This is a genomic window from Pseudoxanthomonas spadix (assembly GCF_003703395.1).
Taxonomy (GTDB): domain Bacteria; phylum Pseudomonadota; class Gammaproteobacteria; order Xanthomonadales; family Xanthomonadaceae; genus Pseudoxanthomonas_A; species Pseudoxanthomonas_A spadix.
On record NZ_RDQN01000005.1, the window covers coordinates 128,101 to 139,876 of the forward strand.

At 68.9% G+C, this 11,776-nt stretch carries 13 protein-coding genes; 8 read left to right on the plus strand and 5 right to left on the minus strand.

From position 1 onward, the window contains the following. Positions 1 to 11: 11 nt before the first annotated feature. Both flgC and flgB read right to left on the minus strand, forming a co-directional pair. Entirely contained in the window at positions 12 to 419 is a 408-nt protein-coding gene (gene flgC / locus D9R12_RS10015) for a flagellar basal body rod protein FlgC (protein ID WP_014159482.1), read from the minus strand. Positions 420 to 432: 13 nt separating this feature from the next. After that, entirely contained in the window at positions 433 to 810 is a 378-nt protein-coding gene (flgB, locus tag D9R12_RS10020) for a flagellar basal body rod protein FlgB (protein ID WP_014159483.1), read from the minus strand. A gap of 377 nt (positions 811 to 1,187) precedes the next feature. Here flgB and flgA point away from each other — a divergent pair, with 377 nt between their 5' ends. The 5 genes from flgA (at position 1,188) to D9R12_RS10045 (ending at position 4,833) form a co-directional block, all read left to right on the plus strand. Next, positions 1,188 to 1,850, plus strand: coding sequence for a flagellar basal body P-ring formation chaperone FlgA (flgA, locus tag D9R12_RS10025; protein ID WP_122230186.1), 663 nt, complete (start codon positions 1,188 to 1,190; stop codon positions 1,848 to 1,850). Positions 1,851 to 1,947: 97 nt separating this feature from the next. Next, positions 1,948 to 2,259 (plus strand): flagellar biosynthesis anti-sigma factor FlgM, encoded by a 312-nt coding sequence (gene flgM, locus D9R12_RS10030; protein WP_014159485.1) that lies wholly within the window; start codon positions 1,948 to 1,950, stop codon positions 2,257 to 2,259. Position 2,260: 1 nt separating this feature from the next. After that, complete coding sequence (locus tag D9R12_RS10035) at positions 2,261 to 2,608, plus strand: hypothetical protein (protein WP_014159486.1); 348 nt, start codon at positions 2,261 to 2,263, stop codon at positions 2,606 to 2,608. A gap of 56 nt (positions 2,609 to 2,664) precedes the next feature. After that, the gene (locus D9R12_RS10040; protein WP_122230188.1) at positions 2,665 to 3,396 is read left to right on the plus strand and encodes a hypothetical protein; all 732 of its coding nucleotides are present in this window, start codon (positions 2,665 to 2,667) and stop codon (positions 3,394 to 3,396) included. 318 nt (positions 3,397 to 3,714) lie between these two features. Next, positions 3,715 to 4,833 carry an OprO/OprP family phosphate-selective porin gene (locus D9R12_RS10045; protein ID WP_170159223.1) on the plus strand — a complete coding sequence of 373 codons (1,119 nt, stop codon included), beginning with the start codon at positions 3,715 to 3,717 and terminating at the stop codon, positions 4,831 to 4,833. Between the two features lie 28 nt (positions 4,834 to 4,861). Here D9R12_RS10045 and D9R12_RS10050 read toward each other — a convergent pair whose 3' ends face one another. From D9R12_RS10050 to D9R12_RS10060, 3 genes are all read right to left on the minus strand, one after another. Then, positions 4,862 to 5,851: a glycosyltransferase family 2 protein gene (locus D9R12_RS10050; protein WP_014159489.1), complete on the minus strand. Its 990-nt coding sequence runs from the start codon at positions 5,849 to 5,851 to the stop codon at positions 4,862 to 4,864. Positions 5,852 to 5,854: 3 nt separating this feature from the next. Then, positions 5,855 to 7,357, minus strand: a complete 1,503-nt coding sequence (locus D9R12_RS10055) for a lipopolysaccharide biosynthesis protein (RefSeq protein WP_014159490.1) — start codon at positions 7,355 to 7,357, stop codon at positions 5,855 to 5,857. 264 nt (positions 7,358 to 7,621) lie between these two features. Next, positions 7,622 to 8,554: a carbohydrate kinase family protein gene (locus D9R12_RS10060; protein WP_014159491.1), complete on the minus strand. Its 933-nt coding sequence runs from the start codon at positions 8,552 to 8,554 to the stop codon at positions 7,622 to 7,624. Positions 8,555 to 8,846: 292 nt separating this feature from the next. Here D9R12_RS10060 and D9R12_RS10065 point away from each other — a divergent pair, with 292 nt between their 5' ends. From D9R12_RS10065 to mreD, 3 genes are all read left to right on the plus strand, one after another. Next, a complete protein-coding gene (locus D9R12_RS10065; RefSeq protein WP_014159492.1) occupies positions 8,847 to 9,893 on the plus strand; it encodes a rod shape-determining protein in 1,047 nt (348 codons plus the stop codon). Positions 9,894 to 10,090: 197 nt separating this feature from the next. After that, complete coding sequence (gene mreC, locus D9R12_RS10070) at positions 10,091 to 11,299, plus strand: rod shape-determining protein MreC (protein WP_122230191.1); 1,209 nt, start codon at positions 10,091 to 10,093, stop codon at positions 11,297 to 11,299. After that, positions 11,296 to 11,775, plus strand: coding sequence for a rod shape-determining protein MreD (gene mreD, locus D9R12_RS10075; RefSeq protein WP_122230193.1), 480 nt, complete (start codon positions 11,296 to 11,298; stop codon positions 11,773 to 11,775). Before mreC ends, mreD begins: the two co-directional genes overlap by 4 nt. The last annotated feature ends 1 nt before the right edge of the window (position 11,776 follow it).

An 11,776-nucleotide genomic window follows, 5' to 3' on the forward strand; every position in this document is an offset into this window, starting at 1 on the left:
AGGGAAGGCCGTCAGCGGCCCATGTTCAGGGTGGCGGTCGCCGTTTCCTTGGCGCTGTTGAAGACCTCCACGTTGGCCTGGTAGCTGCGCGTGGCCGAGATCAGGTCGACCATCTGCGCCACCGGATCGATGTCCGGCGCGTATACGTAGCCATTGCCGTCGGCCAGCGGGTTGCCCGGCTCGTAGCGCTTGATCGGCGCGGCGGTGGAGTCCTGCACCGCCGCCGTGCGCACGCCCACCAGCGCCGGGTTGTTGCCGACCTGCTCGGTGGCGAACACCGGCTGCTTGGCGCGGAACACGGTGTTGGGATCGCCGGAGACCGAGTCGGCATTGGCCAGGTTGGAGGCCACCGTGCTCAGCCGCACCGACTGGGCATTCATCGCCGAACCGGCGACGTCGAAGATGGGCAGGTTGCTCATGGCGCGGTTCCCTTTACTGGCCGGTGATGGCGGTCAGCATCGACCGCACCCTGGATTCGATGAACGACAGCGAGGCCCGGTACTCCAGGGTCGCCTGGGCGAAGGCCGCGTTCTCGCGGTCGCCGTCCACGGTGTTGCCGTCCAGGCTGGGCTGGCTGGACGGGCGGTAGAAGTGCGCCGCCGCGCCGGCCTGGCCGAGCGCAGCGCCGCCTTCCAGCGCGTTGCCGCCGGCGCCGGGCGCCTGCAGGGCCACCCCCAGGGCCGAATTGAAGTCCAGGTCCTGGGCCTGGTAGCCCGGGGTGTCGGCATTGGCGATGTTGGCCGACAGCAGCTGCAGCCGCTGCTCGCGCAGGGCCAGGGCGGTGCCGTGGAGACCAAGGAAATCGGACATGGGACGCTCCGGGGAGACAAGGATCACCGGGAATCAAGGCAAGCGCCGTGCCACGGGTCGGTGGGCGCGGCCGGCGTCGGGTTCCCGGCGGGCGCCGGCCGCCCCGGCAAATCGCCCGCCCCGCGCGCGCTGCTTGTTGATGTACCGGCTTCAGGCCCTGATCCGGCGCAGGCCATAGCACCGCGACAAGCGTGATCCAGCAGGGCCCTTCGCCAAGAATCCGACGCTGGGACTTCCCGAAGCGCACCCGGTGGGACGCGACATCGTCCAGCGCCTACGTTGCCGAGACAAACTCAGGTCGCGGCGCAGGCGTGAAAGCTGCTTGCCGCTTCTCGACAGGAGGAAACCAAGGCACGGCTCTTGCACCCATCCCGCCCATGAACCGGACAACCCGCATCCTGCTGTCCCTCATCATCCTGGCGGCTTGCAAGGCCCAGGCCGCCGACTTGCAGCCGCTGGACAGCATCCGCAGGGCCGCCCTGCAGGCCGTCGGCGGCGCTGGTGCCCAGGGCCAGGCGCGCCTGGATTCCAGCCTGCGCCTGGCCGCCTGCCGCCAGCCGTTGCAGGCAGTGGCCTCCGGCACCCGCCTGGCCCAGGTGCGCTGCGATGACAGTCCGGGCTGGAAGATCTTCGTCCCGGTGGCCGTGCGCCGCGAAGCCCAGGTGGTGGTGGTCAACGGCCCGGTGCGGATGGGTCAGGCGATCGCGCCGGGCCAGCTGATCGTGCAGAAGCGCGACCTGGGCGGCACCGACGGGGCCACGTTCGCCAGCCCGGACCAGCTGGCCGGTGCCATCGCCGCGCGCGCGCTGAGCGCCGGCGACATCGTCACCGCCAGTGACCTGCAGCAGGGCCAGCCCCTGCGTCGCGGCGATCCGGTGGTGCTGGTCTCGCGGGTGGCCGGGGCGGAAATCCGCATGCCGGGCGTGGCCCTGGGCAGCGCCCAGGTCGGCCAGCGCGTGGCGGTGCAGAACACCGCTTCCAACAAGGTGATTCGTGGCCGGCTTTCGTCCGAGCCGGGCGTGGTTGAAGTCCTTCAGTGAAGCGCAACGCGCGACTGACAAAAAATGTCACTTTGCCCTCAAGTTCCCCGTCGACCCGCCGTTACCGGGCTCGACAGCAGAACTTTCGGAGTGCCCTGTGAGCTACAAGATCGACCCAATGCCGCCCGCCGCGCGGGTGGCCGATGTCGCGGCTGCCGTGGCCGCCACTCGCGCCGGTGGCGCCCGCAATGAACCCATCTCGGCCACCGCCGAGACAGATCGCCTCAGCCTGACCGGTGATGCCGAAGGACTCAAAGCCATGGGACGCGAACTGGGCGCCGCTCCGGCGGGGATCGACATGGGCCGGGTGAACGCGCTCAAGGCTGCCATCGCCGAGGGCAGCTACAAGATCGACGCGCAGGCCATCGCCGCGCGCATGCTGGACCTGGACCGCGAACTGGGACGCTGACATGAGCACCGAACTCCTCGATTCCAGCCCGCTGGGCGCCCTGGAGCTGGCCCTGCAGGAAGAGCGCCGCGCGCTGCTGGACAACGATGTGCTGGCCCTGTTGGCCTCCACCGAAGCCAAGGTCCGCGCCCTGCGCCAGGCCGAAGCCAGCCCGCCGGACCGCTCGGCCGCAGAGCGCGTGGACGCCCTGCGCCAGCTCAACCAGGCCAACGGCGTCCTGCTGGCCCGCCGCCGTCGCGAAGTGGACTGGGCGCTGCGCCACCTGGGTCGCGTCGAATCCACCGGCACGTACAATGCCGCGGGCCTGGCCGGCTCGCGCGCGCAGGGACGCAGCTTGGCTGTGGTCTGACCGCGCTCCACGCGCTGGCCGGGCCCGCCCCTGCCACGCCTCTGGAGCTGCCTGCAATGAAACGCATCCTGTCCGGCGCCCTGTGCGCCCTGGCCCTGCTGGGCTGCACCGACCGTCAGGCCCAGCTGCAGGAACAGGCCGCCCGCCAGGCCGCCGCCAAGGCCCAGGCCGCCGACACCCTGGCCGGCCAGTTCGAAGCCGCCTATGCCGCGGGCAACTGGGACCTGGCCCGCGTCCATGGCAGCGCCCTGCTCCAGCAGTACCCCGACACCGCGGCCGCGCAGAAGATCCAGGCGCACTATGAAGAGGCCAAGGCCAAGGCCGAGCAAGCGCGCGAAGCCCGCCGCTTGGCGGGCCTGTGGACCTACAACCAGGTCATGATCGGCCAGGGCGCGCAGGTCTCGGCCGCGATCATGAGCCGCGCGCCGCTGGACACCGATGGCAGCGGCAAGCAGCAGCCCGTGCAGCTGGTCTTCCGCGACCATCCCGAGTGGAAGCGCAGCGCCTATCTGGTGCTCAAGGCCGGCGATTTCCCGTGCCTGCAGGGCTGCAAGGTCAAGGTCACCGTCGATGACGGCAAGCCCAGGGCGATGGACGCCTGGCGTCCGGACACCGACGAAGCCATTGCCCTGTTCATCACCGACTACAAGGCGCTGTGGAAGCTGGCCGCCCACGCCAGGACCTTGAAGATCGCGTTCCCGGTCAAGGCCGGCGGCACCCGCACGGCCGCGTTCGACACCGGCGGCCTGGATCCGGCGCAGATGCCGGGCTGGGACGCGGGCGCGTAGGCCTGCAGCGCACCGACCCCTCGCACCGACCCCACGGGCCCGGCCCCGCGCGCACCCGCCCGGCGCGTTGCGGAACCAGCCGATGACGATTGCTCCTGCCGACATGCCAAAACGCGATCATCGCGCGCCGGCGGACATGCTCAACTTGCGGCGTGTACGCTGCGCCCACGGTGTCCGCGGGCGGCTACGTCCGGCCAACGCCGGCGACCGCAAGCGATCTGGTCTTCGGGTTGCCAGATACCTCACGCGGGCGGCCGCGCGCCCAAAGGTGCGTGCCGGCTTGTTGACACGCGGGTTCACCAACGCAGGGAGACGGACATGCGGGCATTGCTGATCGTGGGGCTGATGGGCGTTGCCGGGAGCGCCGCGGCGGCCGACTGGCCGACCAGCTACAAATTCGACAACGGCGACCAGATCGGCCTGACCGGCGCCTACGCCTACGACCAGAACCATTTCAGTGGCGACGACGCGCGTTTCGAAAACGCCGACCGGTTCCGCCGCAAGGAATTCGGCGCCTTCTACAGGCGCGATGGCGTATTCGACATGGGCGCCCAGTACGACTTCCAGGCGCACCTGTGGCTGGACATCTACACCCGGGTGCAGACCAAGGCGCTGTTCGGCAAGGATTACGGCGCAGTCCGGGCCGGCTATTTCAAGACCCCGATCGGCCTGGACTCGGTGGGTTCCTCGCGCACCATCTCCTTCCTGGAAGCGCCGTTAGCCACCCAGGCCATCTACGAGGGGCGCCGCACCGGCGTGGAGTGGGCGTTGACCCGAAAGACCTGGAACCTGCAGCTGCAGGGTTTTGCCGGCCAGGACGTGGAAGGCGACAACGAGGGCACCACCGTGGCCGGGCACTTCACCTGGACCCCGCACAAGGCCGCCGGCGACGTGCTCCACCTGGGCGTGGGGTATTCGGTCGAGAACCCGGACGCCAGCTCCAGCCGGGTGCGCAGCAAGATCGAGGCGGGCCTGACCGACACCCGGCTGATCGACAGCGGCGCCCTGCCCGGCACCACCCACATCGCACGCGCCGGCCTGGAGTTCATCCGCATCGCCGGCCCGTTCACCGTGCTGGCCGAGCACCTGGAGCAGACCGTGGCGCGCGAGGGCTTTGCCGACTTCAACGCCCAGGGCAACACCGTCTACGGCAGCTGGGTGGTGACCGGCGAATCGCGCCCCTACACCGGCACGCTGGGCAACGTGACGCCCAAGGGTCCGGCCGGCGCGCTGGAACTGCTGCTGCGCTACAGCGACCTGGACCTCAATGATGCCGGCCTGGAAGGCGGCTACCAGCACGACTGGACCGTGGGTGCGAACTACTACTTCACCAGCCACTTCAAGGTGCAGGTCAACTACATCAAGGCCAACAGCCGCCGTGCCGGGGTGGAGGTGGACCCCAACGCATTCGGGATCCGCGCGCAGGTGATGTTCTGACCGGCGCCGGCGTGCCGCGCGCGATGCGCTAGGCGAAACGGCGCGTGGACAGGTTGCGCAGCTTGATGGTCGTGGAGCGGGCCACGTACTGCCACAGCATCGGCGTGGTGAGCAGGCTGAGCACCGCGCGCGCGCGCCGGCCGTAGAGCTCGGCCTTGAACTGTTCGAACTGCTCAAGGCCCTGGCAGCCGTCCCTGCAGCGGATCAGCGCCTGCCTCATCTGCGGGGTCAGCGCGTGGGCGTAGGTGCGCAACAGGTGGTCCACGTTCTGTATGACCGGCTGCATGTTGAAGCGCGTGCGCGAATGCGGCGAGCGGGTGTTGGAGACGTCGCTGTGTGACAGCGTGTAGACGTAGTAGGCCTGCGGCACGATGCTGGCCCTGGCGCCTTCCAGCAGGCAACGGATGATGATGTCGAAATCCTCGCCAAAGCGGCAGGCGGGATCGTAGCGGAGCTGGTGCTCGGTCAGGAACGCGCGACGGATGATCGGCTTGATCAGCGGGAAATAGGCGGCGCGGCTGCCGGACAGGATCTCGCGCAGGCTCGGGACGTTGCTGGATCCCTTGAGGAAGGACAGCGCGGTCAATGGCTGGGGGTGCTGGCTTTCATTGAAGGCCAGCAGGCCGACCTGCCGGTCCAGATATGAATCATGCAGCACCTGGTTGTCGGCCACGATATCCAGCTGCTGTTCCTCGGCGTGCCGGATCAGGTGTTGGAGCCGTTGCGGCAGCATGATGTCGTCGGCATCGAGGAAGGCGATGTAACGCCCGCGGGCCTGGGCGATGCCGGTGTTGCGCGCCACGGCCGCGCCACCGTTGCAGTCCTGCTCGAACAGCCGGATGTCCTGGTCGTGGACCTGCAAGGCCTTGACGGTGGCCACCGTATCGTCGGTGGAGGCGTCGTCGACGACCAGGATTTCCAGGTCTTTCAAGGTCTGCTGCCGGATCGAGGCAATGCTGCGGCCGATGAATCCGGCCGCGTTGTAGGCAGGCACCACGATTGAGGCGATGGGATCCATGGGTTATTGATGTCCTGTGGGGGCCAGATGGGTCATGCGGGCCAGGTAGGAGCGCAGCAGCGAACTGCCCGCCGCCGCGCCGGCCACCACGCACACGCCCATGACACTCAGGGCCAGGAAGATCTCGAGCCGGTTGAAGCGGGCGATGAGGTCACCCGAGAGCAGGGACAGCACCGCCAGCACCAGCACCGCACCTGTCGCCACGGGCAGCAGGTCCTGTCGCATCCACGGCCGGTACAGGCCCGGCGCCAGCTTGCGCTGGACCAGCGGCGGAGACACCACGAAGGTCGCCGCCTGCAGCAGGCACCAGACGATCGCCGTGCCGGTGGCGCCGAAACGGTAGGCGGCCAGGGTGATCAGCGGGGCGCCGATGATCGCCTGCAGCGTGTTGATCTTGACGTTCAGCGCCAGGTCCCCGTACGCGTACTGCAGGTAGTACTGGTAGGAGGTGAAGGTCAGGAAGGTATTGCCCAGCATGTACCAGAAGATGATGTTCGAGGCCCAGGTGGACGCGGCGAGGTTGCCGGTCCAGGCGTACATCAGTTCCTTGCCGAACAGCGCCACCATGCCGGTGAGCGGGATCATCAGTACGGCGGTGAGTTGGGTGGCATTGCGGTAGAGCCGGATCAGCTGGTCAATCTCGCCCTTGGAATGAAGGTAGGTCAGGCGTGGGATGAGCGCGCTGCTGAGCGGCGAGGCGGCCAGGGTCACAGCCGAGGTCAACGCCATCACCAGCGAGAAATAGCCATATTCGTCCAGGGGCAGCAGGCCGGAGAGCAGCAGCCGATCCAGCTGGGACAGCAGCAGCCACAGGATCGAGGTGTAGGCGATGCTCAGGCCAAAGGGCATGGCGGTGATCAGCTGGGCCTTGGCGAAGGCCAGGCCGATGCGTTCGGTGGTTGGCGGCAAGACGCGGTAGCTGCGCTGGGCCAGCACGATGGGCTCCAGCAGTCCCAGCAGTAGCTGGACAAGGAAGAACGCCAGCGGCGTATTGCTCACATAGCGCAGCACCGCCAGCGAACCGACCGCCTTGGCCACGGCGAAGCCGACGTTGATCGCGTTGAGCGAGACCTGGGCCTCCATCCCGTTCAGTGCGGTCCGGTAGATCGAGGCGAAGAACCGCAGGCCGATCATCCAGCCCATCAGCATCAGGCACTGGCTGACCTGGGCCGGGTCCAGCGACTGCACCTTGAACCAGTGCGCGGCCAGCAGCGGGCTGGCCAGGGTCATGGCCAGGCCGGTGGCCAGGGCGATGCCGGCGAAGATCAGTTCCACGCTGCGCAGGATCCGGCGAAAGTCGGTGAAGCCGTTGGCATCGGCGCGCGCGCGGGCCACTTCCCGGTTGAGCATCGGCGAGAGGCCGACGTCAAGCAGCCCCAGCCAGAGCTGCAGGACCACGAAGAAGCCGACCAGGCCGTAGGCTTCAGCACCCAGGTACCGCAGGTAGAACGGAACGAAGACGATGCCGACCAGGGTGGTCACCGCCTGGCCAACGTAATTGGCCAAGGCGTTCGTGCGAACGGAGGGAGAGCGGGTCATGTTCGCCTGGGGAAGGTTGGGTGGTGCGTCCCCAAGCGTAACGCCAAGGAGGGGCTTTTCAGGACGCGCCTTGCCAGCTGCCGGATGAACCGTGCTTCAGCCAGGTCGCGGCGGCGGCCTGCACCTGGGGACCGGCAATCGGGGGGCCCGGACGGTGCCGGCAAGCGGTCTCCACGGCCACGCGCGCGCCCGAAACAGGCCGCCTTCGGCCTGCTCGCAGCGGCCCGCGCGTTAGAGCGCGTAGCCGAACTGCTGCCGGAACTGGTCGTTGAACTGGTCGAAGTCGAAGCGCTGGTTCTGGGTGCCCGGGTGCTCGACCTTGAGCGCGCCCATCAGGTTGCCCATGCGACCGATGGTCAGCCAGTCGCAGCCGCGCTCGATGCCGAAGATCAGGCCGGCGCGGAAGGCGTCGCCGCAGCCGGTCGGGTCGACCACCCGGCGCTCGTGCGCCGGCGGCACATCGAAGGTCCGGTCCGGGGTGTGCAGCAGCGCGCCCTTGGGCCCCTGGGTGGTGATGTAGGCCTTGACCCGGCTGACGATGGCGTTCTCGTCCCAGCCGGTGCGCTCCTGCAACAGGTTGGACTCGTAGTCGTTGACCACCACGTAGTCGGCCTGTTCGATGAAGGTGCGCAGCTCTGGACCATTGAACAGCGGCATGGCCTGGCCCGGGTCGAAGATGAACGGTACGCCGCCCTCGGCGAATTCCTGCGCGTTCTGGATCATGCCCTCGCGCCCGTCCGGCCCGACCAGGCCCAGGGTCACGCCCGGGACGTCGCGGACGTGGTTCTCGTGGCTGCGCATCATCGCCCCGGGGTGGAAGGCGGTGATCTGGTTGTTGTCGTGGTCGGTGGTGATGAACGCCTGCGGGGTGAACAGCTCCTCGATCACTCGCACCCGTGACAGGTCGATGCCCAGGGCGTCGAAATGCTCGCGGTAGGGACCAAAGTCCTGGCCGACGGTGCCCATCGGGATCGGCTTGCCGCCCAGCAGGTGCAGGTTGTAGGCGATGTTGCCGGCGCAGCCCCCAAACTCGCGGCGCATGCGCGGGACCAGGAAGGACACGTTCAGGATGTGGACCTTGTCCGGCAGGATGTGGTTCTTGAACTGGTCCGGGAACACCATGATGGTGTCGTAGGCGAGGGAACCACAGATCAGTGCGGACATGGCGGCCTTGACAGGATGGCGCAGCCCCGACGCGCGCTGCTTGCACCGAGGATGTTGATGGCACGCCGGTGCGGGACCGGCAGGAGCGGCCAAGGTTACCGGCTGATGCCGGGCGGGGCCAGCCGAGCGGCCGGCCCGGCGCCAGTCACGGTGTTGCCGGCGGGCTTGTTCATGCTGCGATTTTCCTTGTATGCCGCAGGGGCGGTTGCTAGGCTAGCCGATCCCCTTTTTGCCCATTTTTTCGCCATCGGCGCTGGGCATTTGCATTTCTTCCGAAGGATTCCGGCCCCCGATGTTCAAGAAGCTGCGCGGCATGTTTTCCAATGACCTGTCCATTGACCTGGGCACGGCCAACACTCTGATCTACGTCCGCGGCCAGGGCATCGTGCTCAATGAACCCTCGGTGGTGGCCGTGCGCCAGGACCGCGCCATCGGCGGCACCCGCTCGGTCGCCGCGGTGGGCGCGGAGGCCAAGCAGATGCTCGGCCGCACCCCGGGCCACATCACCACCATCCGGCCGATGAAGGACGGGGTGATCGCCGACTTCACCTACACCGAGGCCATGCTCAAGCACTTCATCAAGAAGGTGCACAAGTCGCGCTTCCTGCGCCCCAGCCCGCGGGTGCTGGTGTGCGTGCCGGCCGGCAGCACCCAGGTCGAGCGCCGCGCAATCAAGGAATCGGCCGAAGAAGCCGGTGCCCGCGATGTCTACCTGATCGAGGAGCCGATGGCCGCCGCGATCGGCGCCGGCCTGCCGGTGACCGAGGCGCGCGGTTCAATGGTCATCGACATCGGCGGCGGCACCACCGAGGTGGCGGTGATCTCGCTCAACGGCATCGTCTACTCGCAGTCGGTGCGGGTGGGCGGCGACCGTTTCGATGAAGCCATCACCAACTACGTGCGCCGCAACCACGGCATGCTGATCGGCGAGGCCACCGCCGAGCGCATCAAGCTGCAAATCGGCTGCGCCTACCCGCAGCCGGAAATGGAGGAGATGGAGATCTCCGGCCGCAACCTGGCCGAGGGCGTGCCCAAGATGATCAAGATCAACTCCAATGAGGTGCTCGAAGCCCTGCACGAGCCACTGTCGGGGATTGTCAGCGCGGTCAAGCTGGCGCTGGAACAGACTCCGCCGGAACTGTGTGCCGACGTGGCCGAGCGGGGCATCGTGCTCACCGGCGGCGGCGCCCTGCTGCGCGACCTGGACAAGCTGATCTCCGAGGAAACCGGCCTGCACGTGCAGGTCGCCGACGATCCGCTGACCTGCGTGGCCCGCGGTGGCGGCCGTGCGCTGGAGCTGGTGGACATGCACGGCAACGAGTTCTTCGCCGCTGAATGAAGCCGAGGCGGGGAGAGCAAGCAGCCGGAACCCGGGACCCGGGACCGGGGACCCGGGAAAGGCAAGGGGCCGGCGCCGGAGCGGTGATCGCACTGCTGAAGCCGGCCGCGCCACCGCCGTTGCAGTTGCTTGCCCGGGTCCCCGGTCCCGGGCCCCGAGTCCCGGCTTTCTCTCCCTTCCCCATTCCCTAGCAGCCCGTGCCTTCCTACGCCGGTCCCCCTGTTGCCCCCCGTCCCGGTGAGATCGCCAGCTCGCTGCGGCTGCTGGCCTATCTGGCGCTGGGCCTGGCGCTGGTGATCCTGGACCATCGCGGCGGCTGGCTGGCCCGGGCCAGGCAGCAGGCGGGCCTGGCCGCGCAGCCGCTGTGGTGGGTCGCCGGCCTGCCCGGGCGGCTGGGCATGCGGGTCAAGGATGACGCGGCCACGCTGGGCCAGCTCACCGCCGAGAACCGTCGCCTGCGCGATGAGCTGCTGGTCTCCAACGCACGCCTGATCCGGCTCAGCGCGGCGGTGGCCGACAACGCCCAGCTGCGCGCACTGCTGGGCGCGGCCGGCAATCGCGGCCTGGACGTGCAGCTGGCCGCGGTGCTCAACATCGACCTGGACCCGACCCGCCAGCGCCTGGTGCTCGATGCTGGCAGCCGCGACGGGGTCTACGTGGGCCAGCCGGTGATCGATGCCGGCGGCCTGCTGGGCCAGATCGTGCAGGTGATGCCGCGCTATTCCACGGTGCTGCTGCTGACCGATCCGGACCACGCCGTGCCGGTGATGGTCCAGCGCAATGGCGTGCGCCTGCTGGCCTATGGCAACGGTCGCAGCGATCAGCTGCAGCTGGTCGACGTGCCGCTGAACGCGGACATCAGGAATGGTGACGTGGTGGTGACTTCCGGCCTGGGCGGGCGCTTTCCGCCCGGCTTCCCGGTGGGCACGGTGACCGACCTGCACGCCGACGACAGCCGCACCTTCCTGGTCGGCGAACTGCGCCCGGCCGCGCACCTGGACCGCGGCCGCAACGTGCTGCTGCTCAAGGCCGCGGCGGTGGCGCCGGGGGTGGGGCAGCTCGGGGCCGGGGAAGCCTCGGAAGCCGGGACCGGGGACAGTGAGGCCGGGACCCGGGACCCGGGACCCGGGACCCGGGAGGGCAACAGCAACCGCGGTGCTGCTGCGGCCGAAACGGTCTCGCCAGCGTCCGCCCAGACGCCGCAATCCCCGCCTTCCCGGGACCCGGGTCCCGGGCCCCGGATCCCGGCTCCATCAGCCCCGAGTCCCGCGTCCCGAGTCCCGGCTGCTCCAACCGAAACGCCACCGCCAGCGTCCGCCCAGACGCCGCAATCCCCGCCTTCCCGGGTCCCGGGTCCTGGGCCCCGGGTCCCGGCTCCACCCGCTCCCCCGGCTCCCGCCCCATGAGCCGTACCCGCCACGCCTGGGTGCTGCCGGCCAGCGTGCTGCTGGCCCTGCTGCTGGCCCTGCTGCCGCTGCCGCCGGTGGTGCAGCCGCTGCGTCCGTACTGGCTGGCGCTGGTGCTGGCCTATTGGGTGATCGAGGAGCCCGAGCGGGTTGGCCTGGGCTTCGTCTTCCTGGTCGGGCTGGTGGCCGACATCAGTTTCGGCGGGCTGCTGGGCGAACAGGCGCTGCGGCTGGTGGTGATGGCCTTCATCCTGCAGCGCTTCCGTGCGCGGCTGCGGTTCTTCCCGCTGTCCCAGCAGGCACTGGCCATCGGTGGGCTGCTGCTCAACGACCGCGTCGTCGCCAGTGCGATCCATTTCTTCATCGGCCAGCCGTTGCTGCCCTGGGCCTACTGGTGGGCGCCGCTGCTGGGCATGGCCCTGTGGCCGCCGCTGTTCCTGCTGCTGGACGCGCTGCGCCTGGGGCGTCGCGCCTGAA